This is a genomic window from Amycolatopsis sp. NPDC098790, from assembly GCF_044759945.1.
Lineage (GTDB): Bacteria > Actinomycetota > Actinomycetes > Mycobacteriales > Pseudonocardiaceae > Amycolatopsis.
In genome coordinates this window covers 361388-383802 of record NZ_JBIWAI010000007.1, presented here as the reverse complement: position 1 = coordinate 383802, position 22415 = coordinate 361388, and the positions used below count along the sequence as shown (strand labels likewise).

The following is a 22415-nucleotide window of genomic DNA, read 5'->3' as shown; positions in this document are numbered from 1 at the left end:
CGTGAGCAAGCCCAGCAAACCCGTCGTCCTCATCGCGGAAAAGCTCGCCCCCTCCGTGCTGAGTGTGTTCGGTGACGAGGTGGAGGTCCGGAACGTCGACGGGACGGACCGCTCCGCGCTGCTGGAGGCGGTGAAGAGCGCCGACGCGCTGCTGGTCCGCTCCGCCACGAAGGTCGACGCCGAGGTCTTCGCCGCCACGACGCAGCTGAAGGTCGTCGCCCGCGCCGGCGTCGGGCTGGACAACGTCGAGGTGCCCGCCGCCACCGAGCGCGGCGTCCTGGTCGTCAACGCGCCGACGTCGAACATCGTCTCCGCCGCCGAGCACGCCGTCGCCCTGCTGCTGGCGGTCGCGCGCCGGGTCCCGGCCGCCAGCCAGAGCCTGCGCGGCGGCGAGTGGAAGCGCAGCTCGTTCTCCGGCGTGGAGCTGCAGGGCAAGACGATCGGCGTGGTCGGCCTCGGCAAGATCGGCCAGCTGTTCGCCCAGCGCCTCGCCGCCTTCGACACCAAGATCGTCGCCTACGACCCCTACGTCTCGGCCGCGCGCGCGGGCCAGCTCGGCATCGAGCTCGTCACGCTGGACGAGCTGCTGAGCCGGGCCGACGCGATCTCCATCCACCTGCCGAAGACGCCGGAGACCAAGGGCCTCATCGACGCCGAGGCGCTGAAGAAGACCAAGCCGGGCGTCATCATCGTGAACGCCGCCCGCGGCGGGCTGATCGTCGAGGAGGACCTGGCCGACGCGCTGCGCTCGGGTCACGTCGGCGGCGCCGGCATCGACGTCTTCGTCACCGAGCCGACCACGTCCAGCCCGCTGTTCGAGCTGGACAACGTCGTCGTGACGCCGCACCTGGGCGCGTCGACGGCCGAGGCGCAGGACCGCGCGGGCACCGACGTCGCGAAGTCCACGCTGCTGGCGTTGCGCGGCGACTTCGTGCCGGACGCGGTGAACGTCTCCGGCGGCGGCGCGGTGGGCGAGCACGTCCGCCCGTACCTGCTGCTGACCCAGAAGCTCGGCCAGCTGCTCACCGCCCTGAACCCGAAGGCGCCGACGTCGGTGACCGTGCAGGTCAAGGGCGAGCTGACCAGCGAGGACACCGGCGTGCTGCAGCTGGCGGCGCTGCGCGGGGTGTTCACCGGCGTGGTCGAGGACCAGGTCACGTTCGTCAACGCGCCGCAGCTGGCGGAGAAGCTGGGCGTGCAGGTCGAGCTGGAGACCGAGTCGGAGAGCCCCAAGTTCCGCAGCCTGGTCACGGTGCGCGCGGTGCACGCGGACGGCCAGGTGCTCACGGTGTCCGGTTCGGTCACCGGCAAGGACGAGACCGAGAAGCTGGTCGAGGTCAACGGCCGCGGGTTCGACCTGCGGGCCGAGGGCACGGTCCTGCTGGTCGAGTACGGCGACCGCCCGGGCGTGATGGGCCGCGTCGGCACGCTGCTCGGCGAGGCGGGCATCAACATCGAGGCCGCGCAGATCAGCCAGACCACCGACGGCTCCGACGCCGTCATGCTGCTGCGCGTCGACCGCCACATCGACGCGCACCTGCTGGAGCCGATCGGCGCCTCGGTCGGGGCGCACACGATTCGTGCGGTCGACTTCAACTGACGTAACACTTTAGAAGGCCCCCTGTCACTCGGCAGGGGGTCTTCTTGTGCAATCACATTCACGTAACGGAGTCCTTTGCCTACGTAAGTAGGTGATTTGGGGCATTAAGTTCTCCCCGCGAGGTTGAACCACGCGCCGTCGAGGGCACGGCGCTGTGCCGCGCTTCACCGTCGGGGGTGCCAGGAGCGGCAGGCAGGTTCGGGTCAAGACCTCGGGTAAGGGGCCGACTGATGAGCAGATCCCGCCTACCCGCGCGCGCGACCACGGCGGCCTTCGCCGTGGTGCTCGCCGCCGCGCTCGGGGCGCCGGTCGCGAGCGCGGCGGATGCCCCGCTCGCCGATCCCGTGGCGCCGGCGAAGATCGACGACGCCAAGCTGCAGGGCAAGGTTTCGCCCCGGCTCGGTGCCGCGCAGGGCCGCGTCACCGCGTTCGTCGAGCTGGCCAAGAAGCCGGCCGTCGACGCGTTCACGTCCGCGCAGCCCCAGGGCAAGGAGGCCGCCAAGCGCGCCGCCCGGGTCGCCAAGGACGACACCGCGGCCGCGGTGAACTCGGTGCTGGGCCAGCTGCGCTCGGCCGACGCCAAGCCGCAGGTCGTCACCCAGACCGCCAACGCCGTCCCCGGCGTGGTCGTCACGGCCGACGCCGCGAAGCTGCGCGAAGTCGCGAAGCGCGCGGACGTCGTTTCGGTGCGCACGGTCGTGCCGAAGACGCGCACCAACGCCAGCGCCGAGCAGCTGACCAACACGCTCGCCGCGTGGCAGCAGACCGGCAAGTTCGGCGACGGCGTCCGCGTCGGCGTCATCGACGACGGCATCGACTACACCCACGCCGACTTCGGCGGCCCGGGCACGAAGGCCGCCTACAACGGCGTCGACCGCACCAAGGCGACCCCGCTCTTCCCGAGCGCCAAGGTCGTCGGCGGCACCGACCTCGTCGGCGACGACTACGACGCCGCGACGCCGGGCAAGACCACCCCGGCACCGGACCCGAACCCGCTCGCCTGCGGTGAGCACGGCACGCACGTCGCCGGCACCATCGGCGGCTTCGGCGTCACGGCGGACGGCAAGACCTTCAAGGGCGACTACAAGAAGCTGGACGCCAAGAAGGTCGACGCGATGCAGATCGGCCCGGGCACGGCGCCGAAGTCGCTGCTCTACGCCATCAAGGTGTTCGGCTGCGAAGGCTCGACGAACGTCACCTCGCAGGCGCTCGACTGGGCCCTCGACCCGGACGGCGACGGCGACTTCACCGACCACCTCGACATCGTCAACCTCTCGCTGGGTTCGGACTTCGGCGCGCCGGACGACCCGGACTCGCTGTTCGTGCGCAAGCTCGCCGCGAACAACGTGCTGCCGGTGATCTCCGCGGGCAACGGCGGCGACATCAACGACGTCGCCGGCTCCCCGGGCAACACCCCCGAGGCGCTCACCGTCGCCAGCACCCGCGACGCGGGCATCCTGCGCGACGCCGCCGAGGCCACCGCGCCGACCGCGGCCAAAAGCCAGAAGACCGGGCAGTACAGCCAGAACTACACCGGCTACGACACGCTGAACCTGACCGCCCCGGTCGTCACGCTGTCGGCGGCGAACAACGCGGGCTGCGCGCCGTACTCCGCCGAGGACAAGGCGAAGGCGGCCGGCAAGTTCGTCTGGCTGGAGTGGGACGACAACGACTCGACCCGCGCCTGCGGTTCGGCCGCGCGCGCCAACAACGCGCAGGCCGCCGGGGCGAAGGGCGCGCTCCTTTCGTCCACTTTGGAACACTTCAGCGCGGGCATCGCGGGCAACGCGGCGATCCCGATGTTCCAGTTCACCGGCTCCGCGACCAAGACGGTCCGCGCGGCGCTGACCGCGGGCACGCTGCAGGTCCGGCTCTACGGCGCCGGGCGCGCCTCGATCCAGACCTACGACAAGACGATCGTGGACACCCCGAGCTCGTTCACCTCGCGCGGCACCCGCGGCCCGGCCGTCAAGCCGGACGTCGCCGCGCCGGGTGACACGATCACCTCGGCGTTCCGCGGCAGCGGCAACGGCCGGACCGTCCTTTCGGGGACGTCGATGGCCGCCCCGCACACCGCGGGCATCACGGCGCTGGTCCGCCAGTCCCACCCGGACTGGTCGGTCGAAGAGGTCAAGGCGTCGGTCGTCGACACCGCCGGCCACGACGTCTCCGACGGCGCGGGCCACACCTACGCGCCCCAACGCGTCGGCAGCGGCCGGATCGACGCCAAGGCGGCGCTGGACAACCAGGTGCTCGCCTACGTCGTCGACGACCCGGGCGCGGTCAGCGTCAGCTTCGGCACGGTCGAGGCCTCCGGGCCGGTGACGCTGTCGAAGACGATCAAGCTCGTCAACAAGGGCGTCACGGCGGCCGAGTACTCGGTGGCCTACCAGGCGGTCAACGCGCTGCCGGGCGTCGAGTACACAGTGGACAAGCAGACGGTGAAGCTGACCCCGCGCGGCACCGCCAAGGTCAAGGTGACGCTGAAGATCACCGACCCGAAGGCACTGCGCAAGGTCATGGACCCGACCATGCAGGCCACCCAGGCCGGCCTGGCGCGGCAGTTCGTCGCGGACGCTTCCGGGCGCGTCGCCTTCACGCCGAAGAGCGGCGCCAAGGTGCCGCTGCGGGTTTCGGTCTACTCCGCGCCGAAGCCGGTGTCGACGATTTCGACGCCGCAGTCGGTGAAGTTCGCCCCGGACGCCACCCAGGCCGTGCTCAACCTGACCGGCAAGGGCGTCGACCAGGGCAGCGGCGCGCAGCGGTACCGCTCGCTGATCAGCGTGCTCGAGCTGCAGGCGGAGTCCCCGCAGCTGCCCGAGTGCGACGCGGACGTGGTCACCGACTGCACGGTGAACACCACGGCCAAGGGCGGCGACCTCCGCTACATCGGCGCGGCTTCCACCGCTCCGCTGGCGAAGGAGCAGGGTGAGCCGGAGAACGCGATCCTCGCGTTCGGCCTGTCCACCTGGGGCGACTGGGCGAACATCGGCAGCAACACCTCGCCGTTCGTCGACATCGACACCACCGGGGACGGGACGCCGGACTTCGAGACCTACGTGACCAAGGCGACGTCCACGGACGTGCTGCTGGCCGTCACTGTCGCGCTGACCCCGGGCTTCCCGCAGGTGGACGTCCAGGCCGTCAACGGGCAGCTCGGCGACGTGGACACGAACGTGTTCGACACGAACGTGGTCACCCTGCCGGTTTCGCTGGCCGCGCTGGGCATCGACGCCAACGCCGACAGCCACCGCATCTCCTACACGGTCGGTGTGAGCGGTTTCTACGTCGCGCCGGGCACGACGAACGGGCTGATCGACTACGTCGGCACGCCGCTTTCGTTCGACGCGCTCGCGCCGGGCTACTCGGTGCAGGGTGGCGGCGACGCCGCGCTGGGCTACGTCGCGAAGCCGGGGACGGCGCTGGTCGTCAACCGCAACGCGGCCTCGGCCGCGGCCGACAAGGCGCTCGGGCTGCTCGCCATCGAGCACCACAACGCCGCGGGGAACCGGGCGAACGTGGTCAAGGTGGACGCCGCCCAGGGCGCCCGGCCGGGGAACGAGCGTCAGCCGATCGGGGCTGGTCACCGCTAGTCCCGGTCAAGATCGATCAGTGCGGGGTCAGGGGCGTCTTCGGTGGGTATCCACCGGGGGCGCCCTTGCCCGTGTTCACCCGATCGGGTGTCTCACCCTGCGGGAGGATGCGGCATAAGGGTGGTGCGGCTACGGCCGTTTGTCTACGGCCGGTAACCTTCCGGCTGCTGGCGTTTTGTTGCGGTGGGCCATCGGTGCGGCCGGTGGTCCGGTCGACGGAGGTGTGTGGATGCGGCTCGCGGTGATCCCAGGAGACGGGATCGGGCCCGAGGTGGTCTCCGAGGCGCTGAAGGTGCTCGGCGAAGTAGTACCGACGGCGGAGATCACGAACTACGACCTCGGCGCGGCCCGGTGGCACTCGACCGGCGAGCTGCTCCCCGAGTCGGTCCTCGGCGAGCTCCGCCAGCACGACGCGATCCTGCTGGGCGCGGTCGGCGACCCGAGCGTGCCGAGCGGCATCCTCGAGCGCGGCCTCCTGCTGCGCCTGAGGTTCGAGATGGACCACCACGTCAACCTGCGCCCGGCGCGGCTGTACCCGGGTGTCCGGGGCCCGCTGGCCGACGCCGGCGACGTCGACATGGTCGTGGTGCGCGAAGGGACCGAAGGCCCGTACGCGGGGACTGGTGGCCTGCTGCGCAAGGACACCGAGCACGAGATCGCGACGGAGGTCAGCGTCAACACGGCGTTCGGCATCCGCCGCGTGGTCGCGGACGCGTTCAACCGCGCCGAGGGCCGGCCCCGCAAGCACCTGACGCTGGTGCACAAGACCAACGTGCTCGAGTACGCGGGTTCACTGTGGTCGCGGATCGTGGAAGAGGTCTCGCTGGAGCACCCGGAGGTGACGGTCGCCTACTCGCACGTGGACGCGGCGACGATCCACCTGGTGACGGACCCGTCCCGGTTCGACGTGATCGTGACGGACAACCTGTTCGGCGACATCATCACGGACCTGGCGGCCGCGGTGACCGGCGGGATCGGGCTGGCGGCGAGCGGGAACCTGGACATCACCCGGCGGAACCCGAGCATGTTCGAGCCGGTGCACGGTTCGGCGCCGGACATCGCCGGGCAGGGGCTCGCCGACCCGACCGCTGCGGTGTTGTCGGTTTCGCTGCTTCTGGACCACTTGGGTCAGAAGGAGGCTGCTCGGCGGATCGAGGCTTCGGTGGCTTTCGATCTGGCTACTCGGGATCAGTCTTCTCCCGGTGCTACGACGGCTATCGGGGATCGGCTGGCGGCACTCGTGTCGTCGAACGTCCGCACCGCGGGCTGAATTTCCGGAGAAGCCCCGCACCCTGGTGGTGCGGGGCTTTTTCGTGCGTGGGGTGTTCCCGGATGGTGGGAGCTTGACCCATCTTGTGGACTTCGCCCGAACCCCTGTGGCATGATGCGACCGTGACCAGCTTCGCGATCATTATCATCGAGCGCGCCGGACGATAGCTCCACAAGAGCACCCGGCGCGCAACCTCTCGCACCCATGCGGGAGGTTTTTTTGTTGCCACGAAACGATTGGGAGAAGACCGTGACCCGCCAGGAGCCCGCCGATACGCCGCTCGGCGATGCCTTCCACCTCTACGACACCACCCTTCGCGATGGTGCTCAGCGGGAAGGCATCTCCTACTCCGTCCAGGACAAGCTCGCCGTCGCGCGGCTGCTGGACGAGCTCGGCGTCGGGTTCATCGAAGGCGGCTGGCCCGGGGCGCTCCCCAAGGACACCGAGTTCTTCGCCCGCGCGGCGAAAGGCGAACTCAAGCTGAACCACGCGGCCCTCGTCGCCTTCGGGGCCACGCGCAAGGCCGGCACCACCGCCGAGGCCGATCCGCAGGTGCGGGCCCTTCTCGACAGCGAAGCCCCCGTCGTCACCCTCGTCGCGAAGTCCGATCTGCGGCACATCGAACGCGCCCTCCGCGTCGACGTCGACGAAGCCTGTGCCATGGTCGAAGACACCGTCGCATTCTTGACCAAAGAAGGGCGCAGGGTCTTCCTCGACGCCGAGCACTTCTTCGACGGCTACGCGTTTTCCCCCGAAACCTCCCTCAAAGTCCTCGACGCCGCCGCCCACGCGGGGGCCGACGTCCTCGTCCTCTGCGACACCAACGGCGGCCAGCTGCCGCTGGGCCTCGCCGAAACCGTCAGGACCATCAAGGAAAAAACCGGGTTCCGCCTCGGAATCCACTGTCAGGACGACACTTCCTGCGCCGTGGCGAACTCCGTCGCCGCGGTGCAGGCCGGCGTGACGCACGTCCAGTGCACCGCCAACGGTTACGGGGAACGGGCCGGCAACGCCGACCTCTTCGCCGTGACAGGGAACCTCGTGACCAAGCTCGGCATGGACGTCCTCCCGACCGGAGGCGCCGCCGAGCTCACCCGGGTCTCCCATGCCCTTGCCGAAATCGCCAACCTCGCCCCCTACACCCACCAGGCTTACGTAGGGGCGTCGGCCTTCGCCCACAAGGCGGGACTGCACGCGAGCGCGATCAAGGTGGATCCGTTGCTGTACAACCACATCGATCCGTCTTCCGTCGGCAACGACATGCGGGTACTGGTCACGGAGATGGCCGGCAGGGCCAGCCTCGAGCTCAAGGGACGTGAGCTCGGGGTCGACCTTGCCGGCCGGCCCGAGGCGCTGACGAGCGCCATCACCAAGGTCAAGCGCCTCGAATCCGAAGGCTGGTCCTTCGAGGCCGCCGACGCCTCCCTCGAACTGCTGCTGCGCGCCGAGGCCGACGTTCCGGCCGAAGCGCCGTTCGAACTCGAGTCCTACCGCGTGGTCCTCGACCACCGCGCCGACGCCGAGGTCGTCTCCGAGGCCACGGTCAAGGTGCACGTCGGCGGCCAGCGCGTCATCGCCACCGCCGAGGGCATCGGACCGGTGCACGCCCTCGACGCCGCCCTGCGGAAGGCGCTGTCCCCGCACCTGTCCTGGTTGGACAGTGTGGAGCTGGCCGACTACAAGGTCCGCATCCTCCAGGGCCACCCGGGCACCGACGCGGTGACGCGCGTGCTGGTCGAGAGCACCGACGGCGAACGCGAGTGGACCACCGTCGGCGTGCACGGCAACATCGTCGAGGCCAGCTGGCTGGCCCTCTGCGACGCGCTGGTGCACAAGAGCACCACCGTGGCCCCGGTCACGCGCAGCGCGGACGTAGACTGACGCAGTGCGCCTAGCCCGTATTGCTCATCCCGGTGGAGTCGCGTTCGCTTCGGTCGAAGGGGACGGTGACGACGCCCAGGTCCTGGAAATCGCCGAGCACCCGTTCGGCAACCCCAACTTCACCGGCAAACGCTGGCCGCTGGCCGACGTCCGGCTGCTCGCGCCGATCCTGCCGTCCAAGGTGATCGCCGTCGGCCGCAACTACGCCAAGCACGCGGCCGAGTTCGGCAACGAGGTGCCCAGCGCCCCGATGCTGTTCCTCAAGCCGTCCACCACCGTCGTCGGCCCGAACGCGCCGATCCGCCGTCCGTCGGACGTCGGCCGCGTCGACTTCGAGGGCGAGCTGGCCATCGTCATCGGCCAGCCCGTCAAGAACGTGCCCGCCGCGCGCGCCGCGAGCGCGATCCTCGGCTACACGATCGCCAACGACGTCAGCGCCCGCGAGCTGCAGAAGTCCGACGGCCAGTGGGGCCGCGCCAAGGGCTTCGACACGTTCTGCCCGCTCGGCCCGTGGATCGAGACGTCGCTCGACGCGTCCGACCTCTCGCTCAAGGCCGAGGTGGACGGCGAGCTGAAGCAGGACGGCCGCACGTCCGACCTCGTCCACAAGATCCCCGAGCTGGTCGAGTTCGTCTCCGGCGTGATGACGCTGCTGCCCGGCGACGTCATCCTCACCGGCACCCCCGAGGGCGTCGGCCCGATCGAGGGTGGCCAGAGCGTCTCGATCACCATCGAAGGCATCGGCACCCTGACCAACCCGGTCGAGAACGTCTAGTTCTGCACCGCCGGCTCCATCGGCCGCCGGGCGAACGCCGGAGCGTGCTCCGGCCGCAGCCCCAGGCCGAGGAGCCGGGCCGGGAAGTACGACAGCCGCGGGAAGCGCGCGAACGCCTTGATCATCGGCAGCGGCGGGCCGTTGCGCTTGCCGCTCATCACCCCGCGCACGACGGTCCGGTGCATCAGGCGCTGCAGCCCCTGCACCATCAACGTCGGCGCGAGCCGCCGCGAGCGCACCTTCGCCAGGTCGTCCGGGGTCGGACGGCCCCGGCGCAGCGGCTCGGCCAGCAGCGTCGCCGCCGCGACCGCGTCCTGCACCGCCAGGTTGATGCCGACGCCGCCGATCGGCGACATCGCGTGCGCCGCGTCGCCGATGCACAGCAGCCCGTCGACGTGCCACTTGCGCAGCAGGTTGAGCCGCACGTCGAGGAACTTGACGTCGTCCATCGTCTCGAGCTCGTGCACGCGGTCGTGGAACTCCGGGCAGATCTGTGTGACGTTCTCGCGGAACGCCTCGATGCCGTGGGCGCGGAGGTCTTCGCCCTTCGGCGCGAGGTAGGCGACCTGGTAGAAGTCCGGCCGGGGGAGCGGCACCGCGAACCGGCGGTCGCGCATCTTCGGCAGCAGCATGTTCCCGGCCTCGCCGTCGCCGCGCGAGAGCCGGAACCACCAGACGTCGAACGGGCAGTCGTACTCGCGCGGCACCAGGCCGGCTTCGCGGCGGGCCAGCGACCAGCGGCCGTCGGCGGCGATCACCAGGTCGGCCCGGATTTCACCGGTCTCGCCGGTGGCCGTGCGGTAGGTGACGCCGGCGACGCGGCCGTGTTCGCGGACCAGGCCGGTGCACTCGGTCTCCATCCGCTGGACGAACGTCGGCTCCTTGCGCGCGCTTTCGGCGAGCAGGTCGAGGAAGTCCCACTGCGGCACCATCGCGATGTACGGGTGGGGGACCTTCAGCCGGGTGAAGTCGGCCAGCTTCATCAGCTCGCCGTCCTCCTTCGGGAACCCGGCCGCGGTCAGCTCGCTGTGCGGCAGCGCGTGGAACTTCTCGCCGAGGCCCAGCTCGTCCAGCAGCGTGAGCGTCGACGGGTGGACCGTGTCCCCGCGGAAGTCGCGCAGGAAGTCCGCGTGCTTCTCCAGCACCGTCACCTCGACGCCGGCCCGCGCCAGCAGGAGTCCCGTGACCATCCCGGCCGGCCCGCCACCGATGACGACGCAGCCCGTGCGCTCGGTCATCTCCACCATCTCCCCATCTATTCATCGCTTGTTGAATAAACCGAGGATGCCCCGGACCGGTCCCCGGCGTCAAGCGTTGTGGCGACGGATACGCTGATCGGGCTATGAGTGAGACATCGGTGGTTCGCGCGCGCTTCTGTCCTTCGCCGACCGGCACCCCGCACGTCGGGCTGATCCGCACGGCGCTGTTCAACTGGGCCTTCGCCCGGCACAACCAGGGTCAACTGGTGTTCCGGATCGAAGACACCGACGCCGCGCGCGACTCGCAGGAGTCCTACGAGCAGCTCCTCGACGGGCTGCGCTGGCTGGGCATCGACTGGGACGAGGGCCCCGAGGCCGGCGGCGAGTACGGGCCGTACCGCCAGAGCGAGCGGCGTGCCATCTACGCCGACGTCGCCGCGAAGCTCCTCGAAGCGGGGGAGCTGTACGAGGCGTTCTCGACCAACGAGGAGGTCGAGGCCCGGCGCAAGGCGGCCGGCCTGGACCCGAAGCTGGGCTACGACAACTTCGACCGCGACCTCACCGACGAGCAGGTGGCGGCGTACCGCGCCGAAGGCCGCGCGCCGGTGCTGCGGCTGCGCATGCCGGACACCGACCTCGGGTGGAACGACCTGGTGCGCGGGGACATCAACTTCCCGGCGAACACGATCCCGGACCCGGTGCTCGTGCGCGCCAACGGCGAGCCGCTGTACACGCTGACCAACCCCGTCGACGACGCGCTGATGAAGATCACGCACGTCCTGCGCGGCGAGGACCTGCTGCCGTCGACGCCCCGCCAGCTGGCGCTCTACGCGGCGCTGGAGCGCGTCGGCGTCGCGGAGTTCACGCCGAAGTTCGGCCACCTGCCCTACGTCATGGGCGAGGGCAACAAGAAACTGTCCAAACGCGACCCTTCGTCGAACCTCTTCAACTACCGCGACCGCGGCTTCATCCGCGAGGGACTGCTCAACTACCTGGCCCTGCTCGGCTGGTCGATCGCCGACGACCGCGACGTCTTCAGCGTCGAGGAGATGATCGCGGCCTTCGACGTCACCAAGGTCAGCGCCAACCCGGCGCGCTTCGACCTCAAGAAGGCCGAAGCGATCAACGGCACCCACGTGCGCGCGTTGCCGGCGGCCGAATTCGTTTCGCGCGTCACGCCGTACCTCGTTACCGCGGGTGTCCTCCCGGAATCGCCGAGCGAGCAGCAGCTGGCCCGGCTGGACGCGATCGCGCCGCTGGTCCAGGAACGCGTCACGGTGCTTTCGGACGCGGCGCCCATGGTGCGTTTCCTGTTCACCGACGAGGACGCTTTCGCGCCGGAGGAAGACGCGGCGGCGAAGAACCTCGGCGAGGCCGCGCGGCCGGTGCTCACCGCGGCGATCAAGGCCCTCGAGGCGTTGCCGTCGTGGGAGACCGCGGCGATCGAAGAGGCGCTCAAAGACGCCCTTGTGGACGGTCTGGGTCTCAAGCCCCGCAAGGCTTTCGCGCCGGTTCGCGTCGCCGTGACCGGCCGGACGGTTTCACCCCCGCTGTACGAATCGATGGAACTGCTCGGCCGCGACGTCTCACTGGGACGTCTTCGCCGCGCGTTGGTCGGATAACCGACAGAAGACGGTTCGCCAACTGGGAGTAGAACCGGTGCGCCGGAACAGGGGATCGGCAATCACCTCTTTGGCAGCGTCGCGAACGCGGCGGTTGCCCTAGCCTCACTGGGTGGATTTCGCTGTGGCACCCCGGACCCCGTCGCGAACCGCCCGCACCGAGGCGGCGCCCGAGCCCTGGGCGCCGCCTCGGCTGCGCCTGGTGTGCTTGGACATCGACGACACCCTGATCGACTGCACGGCCGCGATCCGCCGCAGCCTCCACATCCTGACCGGCCGGGGCGACCTGTGGCCGTTGTGGGACCTGATCACCGAAGAGCACGTCGCCCTCGTCGTCGCCGGCGAGCTCGACTACGCGACGATGCACCAGCGGCGCACCGACTGCTTCCTCGCCGAGATCGGCATCTCCGCCGACGCCGAGCAGGTGAGCTCGTTCGAGCGTCGCCGAAGAGAGCTGCTCGACCACTCGTGGCAGCTGTTCGAAGACGTCCTCGACTGCCTGGAGTGGCTGCGTGCGGCCGGCCTGATGCTGGCCGCCGTGACGAACGCCTCGGGCGTCCACCAGCGCAAGAAAATCGCCGACCTCGGGCTGGCACCGTTCTTCGACCACGTCGCCATCGCGGGCGAACTGGGCGTTGCGAAACCCGATCCGGTGATGTTCCACACGGTCTGCCTAGGCCTGGACTGCGCACCGTCCCAAGCGGTCCACGTCGGGGACAAACTGGACACGGACGCGATCGGCGCCCGCGACGCGGGACTGGGAGCGGTCTGGCTCGACCGCGACGCCATCGGCGAGCGCGTCCCCGAAGGCGTCCACCGCGTCGCCGGCCTGGCCGAGCTGCCTGAGCTGCTGGTTTCGGAGTACGCGACGATCGGCGTCCCGGCCCAGCGCGTGAGTGGGACCCCCGCTTTCACGGTGCGGAACGGCGTGCTCTAGTATTTCTCCTCGTGCGGTGCTGAACCGGCGGAGCTTCTCCGGGTCGGCGGTACCTCACTGGGGTATGGTGTAATTGGCAGCACGACTGGTTCTGGTCCAGTTAGTCTAGGTTCGAGTCCTGGTACCCCAGCTGCGGAGAGTGACCCCCCTGCAGAGCGAGAAATCGCCTCTGGTAAGTTCTCTCCAGCAAGAAAAACAGAAAAGCCCCTGGGAAACCAGGGAAAGATCCTAAGCCCCCGTCGTCTAGCGGCCTAGGACGCCGGCCTCTCACGCCGGTAGCGTGGGTTCGAATCCCATCGGGGGTACAAACAGCTACCACTCAAGTCCGTCTGACCCAGGTCAGGCGGACTTTTTGGTGTTCTGGGTGGCATGGCGTCGGAGATCCTTTTACGCAGCTTGCGCTGACTTGGGTAAGTGATCGACAGGTAGTTCAACTGTGATCGTGACCTCACTGCCCGCGGTGGACGTGGACACGGAGTCGGGTGCCTCGAACAGCTCGTAGAGAGCGGGGAACTCACGCCTCGACGGGAGGTGTCGGGTTCCCACCTCAACGCCCGCATCGCAGCATGAGCGGATATTCGCCGTCGTGAAAGGCCGCTGTGGCAGCCGATGTGTGGAGAAGGGCGCGCTGGGCATCGTTGCTGTGGGCGGCGTATCGACCTCGGCAACCTTGATCTGGATTGGGCAGCTGCGCTGGCGTCCGCTCGGTGCGCCGGCTGGCGTGAGCGCGGGCTTGCGGCGGCTGAGCTGACCTGGATGGACAACGACATCGGGGAAGGCGAGTCCTTGAGCTCGTCGCAATAGAGGATCCCGTCCAGCATCGGATGACCGACCGAGCCCCGAGCAGGATGTACGTGCCGATCGTGCCGAGCACCGCGCCGGCCCAGCAGGTCCCGTTGACCGCGATCTCCACCCGCCCCCGGTAGCGGGCCGGGATCAGCGTCCGCACCCCGGACCCCGCCGGTGTTGCCGCCGTCACGACCTCTCGAGAGCCAACCTCCCCGCGTGACTTCCCCCGGCAAAAACACCGGAAGCCCGGCCTAAACCGGGGAGCCCGCTGGAGCGTGCGCATTCCGGGGGATCGCACGGTGAAGGGAAATCGGTGAAAAAACGAATATTTGCCATCGTCCTGGGCACGGTGGCGAGCGCGCTGGTGTGGACCGGCCCGGCCGAAGCCACGACCGGCACGACCGCGGCGCTGCAGGCGACGTACGGGGCGGTGGTGGTCGAGCCCCAGGACCCGAACCGGCAGTACCGGGCCATGCCGTCGCTGCAGTACGTCACCTGGACCGACGCGGCGGGGGTGACCCGTCACCGGTTCGTCCGCAGCTTCCAGGTCAGCGCCGACGGCGATCCCGCTGTCAAGCTGCGCATCGAATACCAGGACGACGCCGGCAAGTGGCAGGCGGCGCTCGACGCCCGCACCGGCGGGCCGCTGCTGAACTCCGCGGACGCGCAGTTCGCCAAGGTCGGCAACGTCTTCACCGCCACCAACGGCGACCTCGTCGCGGTCGAGGAGCTGGGCCGGGTCGACGCGGCCGGGAAGCGGTACGCGGTCCGGTGGACCTCGGCCGATGGCGGGGCCAGCTGGCGCCCGAGCCGCGCCGATCTCGACTTCACCGGCGGCACCATCAGCTCCGGTACCGGGCGGCTCTTCCAGGGCGTGCTCACCCTGCCCGACGGCAGCCAGGTCGTGCCGTTCTACGCGGCGCACCAGAGCACCCTCTCGGCGGCGTACCTGCTGTCGGGCAACCACGACGGCACGGCGTGGAAGCGGGCGTCGACGGTCTTCCTGTCCGGCACCTACAACTACACGGAGGCCGCCGTCACCCGGCGCGCCGACGGCCGCCTGCTCATGGTGACCCGGCTCGACGAGATGTCCGGTGGGCTCGCCTACAGCCGGCTGCTCGGCCGGGTCACCACCGGCCCGGTGAATTCCGCCACCGACCTCGCCGCGGCCACCTGGGGCGCCGCGTACGCGCTGAAGGTGCCCGGTGCCGCGGACGAAACGGCCGTACGGGGCGTGAACCCGGTGCTGCACACCATGGACCAGGGCGTGCTGATGCTCGTGTTCGGGCGGCCGCGCAACAAGATCACGTTCAGCTACGACGGCGGCACGACGTGGACCACGGTCCACAGCTTCTACGACAACCTGCCCACCGGCTGCTCCGGCGGCTACGGCGTGCACCCGTGCGACTCGCTGGGGTCCAGCGGCTACCAGGGCGTGGCGGTCACCGGGCCGCGCACCGCGAAAGTGATGGGGGACAACTGCCAGTCGGGCTGGGGCTGCGCGGGCGCCTACACCTACCCGCACACCACTGACGACCGGCTGTGGAGTGCGACGGTCACGCTTTCCTGACCGGCGGTGGCGCAGTGCCGGTCCATTCGTACGCCTCGTCGATCGAGCGAGACCGGACCTTGCCTGCCCCGCGCACCGGATGCCGGACATCTCGCCCCGGTCGCGGGAGACGCATCGGGTGGTGGTCTCCCCCGTTGACGGAGGGACCACCACCCGGCAATTCACGGCACCGCCAGAGCTGTCAAGAGACAGTCACCAGCGGTTTCACTCCAACTTCGCCCAATTCCTCCTGAGGGTGACAACCGAATATATGAACAGCAGTGCGAAGATGACTGTTATAACGATCGAAACGGGGTTCCGCCAAATTATCGACATGACCACGAGAGCAATGAGCAGGGCTGCGGAAAAAGCGGTGAAGGCTACGCTTGCTGACTTGCTCATCGTTGTGCGTTCTCCTCGTGTCGGGGTGGTCGAGGTCAGCCGTTGCGGCACGCGAGTGCCGTACCACCGATGGCACCGACCGTGGTGAAGGACGTCCCCACCGCGAGGGGCGCAGTTATGCCGCCGGTGGCGACAGTGGAGGCCCAAGTCGCTGCCGCTCCGAGCAGAGCGAAGGCGGCGGTCGCGCCCGCGTTCACGCAGCCTGCCGAGACGGTTCCGGTCTTGTCAGTGCGATTGACCGGGTCTCCCTCGGCGTAGGCGTAGACGTTGAACTCCTGACCGGTGGGGTCGGGCTGGGTGAAGCGGTTGTAGGCGGGGTTGTAGTGGCGGTAGCCCGTGAGGTACGCGCTGCTCGCGAGCTGGTAGCCGCCGAGCCAGCGCAACCGGTTGGCCGACCCCGCCGGGCCGGTGATGCTGGTGTTGTAGCCGTACGGCGTATAGCCATACGTGGCCGTCACCGCGCCGCTGTCGTCGACGAGGGCGACGACACTGCCCTGGTAGTCGGTGATGGCGTTGTGGTGCTTGCCCGCGGCGTCGACGAGCCCGGTGAGGGTGCTGTCGACGTCGTGGGCGTAGGTGGTGTTCGCGCCGTTGTCCACGGTGCGGGAGATGCCCAGTGCGGTGCGGGTGAAAACATGCTGCGTGCTGGTGGACCCGGACTGTTCGGTGATCGACGCCGGCTGGGTTTGGTCGAGGGTGTCGTAGGAAGCGGTGAACAACGTGCTGGTGCCGGAGGTGACCGACGTCAGCTGGTTGGTGTCGCTGTAGTTCGCCTGGCCGCCCGGGGTGGTGGTGGTCAGGTTCCCGGCGCCGTCGTAGCCGACCGTCGTGGTGTCGATCTTGGTCATCTGGTTGGCGTTGTTGACGGTGTACGTGTGCCCGTCGCCGGCGGTGACGTTGCCGGCGTTGTCGTAGCTGTAGGTCCGGGTGCCGGCCTTGGTGAGGCGGCCGAAGCCGTCGTAGGTGTTGTCCGCTGTTCCGGTGGCGTCCGTGCGCGACTGGATCTGGCCGGTGTCGGTGCCGTCGGGCCGGGTGTAGCGGTAGGAGGTCGAGAACACCGCTGTCCCGGCCGGGTTCTTGACCGTGATCCCGGTTTGCCGGGCGGACTTGTCGAGGGTGATCGTTTCGGTGGTGCCGCCGGGCAGCGACGCCGAGGTGCGGTGGTCGGCGTTGTCGAACCCGTAGGTCGTGGTCTTGTTCGCCTGGTCCTTGACCGAGGTCAGCCGGTTGGCGGCGTCGTAGCCGTAGTAGATCCAGCCGGTGGCGTCGTCGACGGCGGTGACGTTGCCCGCCCGGTCGTAGTGGTAGGTCGCGGTGCCGGCGGTCGTGCCCGCGGTGCGCACGACGCGGGTCAGCAGACGTCGTTCGTAGCTGTTGGTCAGCGTGGCGCCCGCGGTCTGGGCGATGATGCGGTTGCCGGTCTTGTCGTAGGTGTAGGCGGCCAGGCCGGTGCCGCCGGCCTTGGCGACGGAGACGACGCGGTCGAGCTTGTCGTAGCCGTAGATCAGCTTGACCCCGTTGCCGTCGGTGACACCGGTGACCCGCGAGAGCGAGTCGTAGGTGTAGGTGGTCGGCTTCAGCGGCAGCGGCGGGGTGACCGTGGTGAGGTTCCCGGCGGTGTCGTAGCCGTAGGTGGTGGTGTGCCCGTTGCCGTCGATCGCCGAGGCGACCAGGCCACGCGCGTAGGTGTACTTGGCGACATCGGCGTTGAGCGCGGCGGAGTGCACGGCGGTCACGTTGCCGAAGGTGTCATAGCTTTTGGTGACCTTGTTGCCGGAGAAGTCCGCGATCTGGGTGGGCAGGTGCGGGTGGGCGGTGTCGGTGTAGCCGGCGCTCATCGTCGCCCCGGTGGGCAGTTTGCCGCCCTTGAGGTTGTTGAGCGGGTCGTAGTCGTAGGTGACCGAGTTGCTCAGCCCGTCGGTCAGCGACGCGACATCGCCGTGGGCGGACCAGGACTGGGCGCGGCTGTGGCCGAGGGCGTCGGTGGCTTTGGTCTGCCTGCCGTCATCGTCGAACGTGTAGGTGGTCTTGTGGTTGTTCGGGTCGGTCACGGTCGTCGTGTCGGTCCCGTAGGCGTAGCCGGTGGTGCTGGCGACCCCGTCGTAGTTGGGCTCGGCCACCTGCGTCACCGCGCCGTCCGCGTCGTAGGTCAGGGTGTAGACCCGCCCGAGCGTGGTGGTCAGGGACGTGATGCGGCCGTCGGCGTCGAGGCCGAAGCTCATCGTGTCCCCGGCCCGGTTGGTGATCGCCATTCCTCCGCTGGTCCAGCTGTAGGACGCGGCGACTTGCCCGGTCGGGTCGGTCACCGACCGCAGCCGGCCGTTGCTGTCGCGGTCGAGGGTGGTGACCCGGCCCTGGGTGTCGGTGATCGAGGCCAGCGAATAGTCGGCGTTGTACCGGTAGGTGATGGTGTAGCCGTTGCGGTCGGCCTGAGACGAGAGCTGCCCGTCGCCGGTGAACGACCAGACCTGGCCGGAGTCGTCCTGGGTGAGGTGGTAGGTGCCGTTGGCGAGCTTCGTCAGCGTCGCGTGCGAGCCGGACGGCGTGGTGTAGCTGCCGTCGGCGTTCTGGGTGTACTCCGAGCAGTACCCGGTCGCGTCCCGGAAGATGACCGAGCCGAACATCACCCGCAAGTAGATGTCGTGGCCGGCCGACACCGTCCAATGTCCACCCAGTTCGTTGCCCCACACGTCTTGGCTGTTGTAGGTGGCGTCGAAGGACATGTCCAGGCCGGTGCCTTTGACCGTCAGCTCCCGGTCGGTGATCACGGCGTTGCCGTTGGCCCGGTTGACCAGCAGTTCGGTGCGGTCGGAGATGGGATAGCGGTCCATCGCGAACCACGGCTGTGTCCCGACCGGCCCATCCATCGCGCAGGTCACCGTTCGCGGTGACTGCGTCGATCTCGGAGCCGTCTGTGCCGGTCTGGCCGAGAGCCGGTCGGCCGGGATACCGGTCGGCGTGCGGTTGACGTTGGCCGACGGGGTCCAGGACGCCGGCAGCGGCACCCCGTTCCGCGCCGGTTCGGAGGCCGCGGACGCGGTCGCCGGGACCGCCGCGATCAGCGCGGCGGCCGAGGTGAATGTGATTGTGCGCAGCACGCAGTGCCGCAACGACTTTCGTCGCATGGAAAGGTGACTCCCCTCGGAGCCTTCCGGCTCCACCCGATGGTTTTCGCGAACGTGGACGGCAGTTCGTACTGTTGACCGCGTGCCTACAGCGACTGCCGCTTGCTGGTGTTTCGACGCACGCGGCTGAAGGCCGCGGTGCGGAAAGCCAGCCACACCTCGGGAACTGAGAGTGGGCCACCGGCGCGCCGACGGGAGCACGCGCCGCAGCGGACATTACGCGCCGCAGGTTTCGCGAGGACAGGTCCGTTTGGAGGGACATGTCACCGGGGTGGCTCTACGCGATGTGGTTCAGGTGTTCGATGTCCACTCGTTTGGTCTATACCTGCAACTACTTGATCGCTTAGGCTTGTCGGGCTCGGCTCTCGACACGACGTGAGGGCGGCACCCAGGGGAGGGAGCGTGAGCCGAGTCGCGCGGTGCGTCGCCGAGCTGACGACGTTCTGAACGCGATGCTGTAGCCGGTCGGCGACGATTCGCCTTTTCCCGCGCGCTCCTGTCTTGGGGCCGCCCGTGCTTTCGAGCCTTCAACCGGTCTGACGGGATTGTCCAGTTGAGCAGGCAGCCGGACGAACCGCGGGCCGCGCCACAGATTCATCAGTTCTGGGAGTGGTCGTGACCACGAGACACCCGAAGCGCAGACGCCACGAGGGTCAGTGGCTCGTCGTCGACGAAGACAGCCTGCTTTACGCGATCGGCGATGTCCTTTACACCGGCGTTTCGCTGAACAACGCCGATTTGGTCGTCAGGAAAGTCGTCGCACCGATGATGGAAAGGGTCCGGAAGACCCGCGTCGAGCAGCGGGAGACGGTGCGCTTCGGCTACGACGCCTTCGATGTCCGGGCCAAACCGGCGTTGGGAGGCCGTGATGGTTCGCTGGTGGCGCTGCAGGCGTGTTACGTCCCGGCGGGCGAGCCGTTTCCGCCCCGGCCGCCGATCGCGGTGTGGGAATGGGAAGAGCCGGCGCCGGGCAGCGGCGAGTCGCTGCGGCAATGGTGGGGTGAAGAAGCGCCGCGCTTTTACGGAGTCGAGCCGCCGAGCGCCGACTGGGCCGGTGGGGCGACCGGCCTCGATCCCTACCGGTTCATGGACGGCGTCCTGACCGACGACTCCCGGGTGGCGATCACCGCGCTGATGCAGGACTTCCGCGAGGCGGAGATCGACGAGCCGATGATCATGTTCATGGAACAGCGCCACCTCGCAACACGTTCGCTGGGCGGCGTCCGAGCGGTCGGACGCCGGAAATCCGGCAGCTACTACGTCGGCTTCTCCGCGAAGGTCGGTCTGAGCCAGGTGCGCCAGGCGGTGTCCGGTCCGCTGATGCGGCAGCTCGGAGCCTTCTCGGCGATCGTCACCGACCCGCTCATCGTGGTCGACGCGGTGCACGAGGCCGTCGTCGTGACGAGCGACGACTTCGCGCACTTGGACGTTCCGGTGCCGGCGAACAGCAGTCTCCGGGCCATGGTCCACATGGACCACGTCGACGACGTGCTGGGGCTGGTTCGGTACTGCGCGAAGCATCCTGGTGAGCGGAGCCGGCCGGTGCGCGGGTCGCTCCGGACTCGTTCAGGTGCTTGGCTGGACGTTTTCGTCCATGCGGTGGGGGCCGGCGACAAAGCGAGGTCCGTCACCAAGTTCGTCATGTGCCGGCTGGAGGTGGCGTGAGTCCGGCCGACAACCGGTCGTCGGGATGAGCGTGTAGTCGGTGACCGGACAACCCGAACCGTCGTACTGCGGCACCAGTGCTCGGCCGGAGCGCAGGTCGTGCGTCACGGCTGCCCCGTGGTCCGGATCTTCGGCGCCTTCAGCACCATCCCTTCGGTGGTGGGACAAAGCACGCCAGACGAACTGGTGGGCCGGCTCAGAGCCAGCCGTTGGTTTCGGCGAGGCGGGCGGCTTCGGCACGGGTGCGGGCTTCGGTCTTGCCGATGGCCGACGACAAGTGGTTGCGGACCGTGCCCGGCGTGAGGCCGAGCGTCCGCGCGATGTCGGCGACCGTGCCCCCTTCGGCGGCTGCGCGCAGAACGTCGGCTTCGCGGTCGGTGAGCGGGCTCGCGCCGACAGCGAGGGATTCGGCCGCCAGGGCCGGGTCGATGAACCGGAGTCCCGTGTGGACCCGGCGGATCGCGTTGAGCAGCTGCTCGGGCCGGGAGTCCTTGACGACGAACCCGGCCGCGCCCGCGGACAGCGCGCGGGCGAGGTAGCCGGGACGGCTGAACGTCGTGCAGATCAGGACGCGGCACGACGGGAGCGCGTGCCGCAGCTCGGCGGTCACCGAAAGGCCGTCGCGGCCGGGCATCTGCACGTCGAGGAGGGCCAGGTCGGGCGAGGAGCGGCGGGCCGCCGGGACGACGTCGGTGCCCGAGCCGACTTCGGCCACGACGTCGATGTCCGGTTCGAGGCGCAGCATCGACGCGAGCGCGCCGCGGAACAGCGCTTGGTCGTCGGCCAGCAGGACGCGGATCACGCCGGGACCGCCTCGGCGCGCGCGAACACCCGGTAGCCGCCGCCCGGGCCGCGGCCGTGCTCGAGGTGACCGGAGACCGCGGCCAGGCGCTCCGCCAGGCCCGTGAGGCCGTGTCCGGCCGCCGGCTCGCCCACGACGGTCCCGTCGTCGGTGACCTCGACCCAGCCGGGTCCGACGCGGACCCGGCACTGTCCCGCGTCGGAATGCCGGAGCACATTGGTGACGGCTTCGCGGACGACGTACCCGAAAACGCCACGCAGCTCGGGCCGGACGTCGTCGATCGAAGAAGGCAGTTCGGTCTGCACCCCCGCGGCGCGCAAGGCCAGCCGGGCGCCCGAAAGCTCGGTGGCCAGCGACACCTCCCGGTACCCCGAGACGGTGGCGCGCACGTCGGCGAGCGACTGGTGGCACAGGGTTTCGAGGTCGCGGACCTCGGCCAGCGCCGGCCCGGTGTCGGCGGCCGACTCGAGGATCCGGCGGGCGAGGCCGAGCTTCACCGCCATCGTCGAAAGGTTGTGGCCGAGGATGTCGTGGAGTTCGCGGGCGACGCGTTCGCGTTCGGAGTCCACGGCCATCCGCCGGATCTGCGCGCGGGCGGCCTCGAGGTGCCCGGTGGTGAACGTCAGCGCGAAGACGGTGCCCACCGCCGCGGTGACCCCGCCGAGCGTCGCCACCTGGCTCCAGCTCACCTGCCCCGTGCCGGCGAGCATCCACGCGAGCTGGCCGGCCGCCGTCGCGAACCCGAGGGGGACGGAGTAGCGCAGCGGCAGCAACATCAGGCCGATGGCGATGGCGAAGGTCAGATCGGTCAGGTAGCCCGGCGATCCGAAGAGCAGCGCCGGGGTGACGCCGAGGACGAACAGCGCCGTCACGAGCACCGCCCGCTGCCGCCGTGGCGCGGACGGCCCGAACCACAGCGTGAAGACGTAACCGGCGCTGTAGACGGCGATGGCGGCGATCGCGAGCACCGCCCTGGCGGTCCCCTCGTGGACGATCGTGGTGACCCGGGGGATCAGCACCAGCACCGCGAGGCCGTTCACGACGACGGGCGCCACCCGGCGCCGCCGGTCCTCCCAGAAGCTCCAGTCCGGCCATTGCCGGACGGAGAACCGGCCGGGATCACGCTCGCTCACCGGCTCACCCTAAGCACCGGGGGCGCGAGCCGCCCCATGACAGATGGCACAGGCCGGTCCGGCGGGGCGGTGG

14 protein-coding genes and 2 tRNA genes are annotated in these 22415 nt (G+C 69.5%); 12 read left to right on the top strand and 4 right to left on the bottom strand.

Annotated features, from left to right (window positions below):
* The first annotated feature begins 1 nt into the window (after position 1).
* The 5 genes from serA (at position 2) to ACIQWX_RS42555 (ending at position 9119) form a co-directional block, all read left to right on the top strand.
* Complete coding sequence (gene serA / locus ACIQWX_RS42575; protein ID WP_400884007.1) at positions 2–1600, top strand: phosphoglycerate dehydrogenase; 1599 nt, start codon at positions 2–4, stop codon at positions 1598–1600.
* 230 nt (positions 1601–1830) lie between these two features.
* Positions 1831–5193, top strand: coding sequence for a S8 family peptidase (locus tag ACIQWX_RS42570; protein WP_400884006.1), 3363 nt, complete (start codon positions 1831–1833; stop codon positions 5191–5193).
* A gap of 229 nt (positions 5194–5422) precedes the next feature.
* The gene (locus tag ACIQWX_RS42565; RefSeq protein ID WP_400884005.1) at positions 5423–6463 is read left to right on the top strand and encodes a 3-isopropylmalate dehydrogenase; all 1041 of its coding nucleotides are present in this window, start codon (positions 5423–5425) and stop codon (positions 6461–6463) included.
* Positions 6464–6712: 249 nt separating this feature from the next.
* Positions 6713–8344 (top strand): citramalate synthase, encoded by a 1632-nt coding sequence (gene cimA / locus ACIQWX_RS42560; RefSeq protein WP_400884004.1) that lies wholly within the window; start codon positions 6713–6715, stop codon positions 8342–8344.
* Between the two features lie 4 nt (positions 8345–8348).
* A complete protein-coding gene (locus ACIQWX_RS42555) occupies positions 8349–9119 on the top strand; it encodes a fumarylacetoacetate hydrolase family protein (RefSeq protein ID WP_400884002.1) in 771 nt (256 codons plus the stop codon).
* Here ACIQWX_RS42555 and ACIQWX_RS42550 read toward each other — a convergent pair.
* Positions 9116–10366 carry an FAD-dependent oxidoreductase gene (locus tag ACIQWX_RS42550; RefSeq protein WP_400884000.1) on the bottom strand — a complete coding sequence of 417 codons (1251 nt, stop codon included), beginning with the start codon at positions 10364–10366 and terminating at the stop codon, positions 9116–9118. The two genes, ACIQWX_RS42555 and ACIQWX_RS42550, sit on opposite strands and share 4 nt — an antisense overlap.
* 95 nt (positions 10367–10461) lie before the next feature.
* Between ACIQWX_RS42550 and gltX the strand changes: the two genes are divergently transcribed.
* The 5 genes from gltX (at position 10462) to ACIQWX_RS42525 (ending at position 15236) form a co-directional block, all read left to right on the top strand.
* Positions 10462–11940, top strand: a complete 1479-nt coding sequence (gene gltX, locus ACIQWX_RS42545; protein ID WP_400883998.1) for a glutamate--tRNA ligase — start codon at positions 10462–10464, stop codon at positions 11938–11940.
* A gap of 202 nt (positions 11941–12142) precedes the next feature.
* Positions 12143–12877, top strand: a complete 735-nt coding sequence (locus tag ACIQWX_RS42540) for an HAD family hydrolase (RefSeq protein WP_400884349.1) — start codon at positions 12143–12145, stop codon at positions 12875–12877.
* Between the two features lie 58 nt (positions 12878–12935).
* Positions 12936–13007 (top strand) — tRNA-Gln (locus ACIQWX_RS42535).
* A 102-nt stretch (positions 13008–13109) separates the two neighbouring features.
* Positions 13110–13182: transfer RNA gene (locus tag ACIQWX_RS42530), tRNA-Glu, on the top strand.
* A gap of 797 nt (positions 13183–13979) precedes the next feature.
* A complete protein-coding gene (locus ACIQWX_RS42525) occupies positions 13980–15236 on the top strand; it encodes a sialidase family protein (RefSeq protein ID WP_400883997.1) in 1257 nt (418 codons plus the stop codon).
* Positions 15237–15652: 416 nt separating this feature from the next.
* Here the strand turns inward: ACIQWX_RS42525 and ACIQWX_RS42520 are convergent, their stop codons facing one another.
* Complete coding sequence (locus ACIQWX_RS42520) at positions 15653–18448, bottom strand: RHS repeat-associated core domain-containing protein (protein WP_400883995.1); 2796 nt, start codon at positions 18446–18448, stop codon at positions 15653–15655.
* A 139-nt stretch (positions 18449–18587) separates the two neighbouring features.
* On the opposite strand from ACIQWX_RS42520, the gene ACIQWX_RS42515 reads away from it, so the two are divergent.
* Both ACIQWX_RS42515 and ACIQWX_RS42510 read left to right on the top strand, forming a co-directional pair.
* A complete protein-coding gene (locus ACIQWX_RS42515; RefSeq protein ID WP_400883993.1) occupies positions 18588–18752 on the top strand; it encodes a hypothetical protein in 165 nt (54 codons plus the stop codon).
* 605 nt (positions 18753–19357) lie between these two features.
* Positions 19358–20407: a hypothetical protein gene (locus tag ACIQWX_RS42510; protein WP_400883991.1), complete on the top strand. Its 1050-nt coding sequence runs from the start codon at positions 19358–19360 to the stop codon at positions 20405–20407.
* Between the two features lie 196 nt (positions 20408–20603).
* Here the strand turns inward: ACIQWX_RS42510 and ACIQWX_RS42505 are convergent, their stop codons facing one another.
* Positions 20604–21209, bottom strand: coding sequence for a DNA-binding response regulator (locus tag ACIQWX_RS42505; protein ID WP_400883989.1), 606 nt, complete (start codon positions 21207–21209; stop codon positions 20604–20606).
* A complete protein-coding gene (locus ACIQWX_RS42500; protein WP_400883987.1) occupies positions 21206–22342 on the bottom strand; it encodes a sensor histidine kinase in 1137 nt (378 codons plus the stop codon). The genes ACIQWX_RS42505 and ACIQWX_RS42500 overlap by 4 nt, the downstream gene beginning before the upstream one ends.
* Positions 22343–22415: the final 73 nt, after the last annotated feature.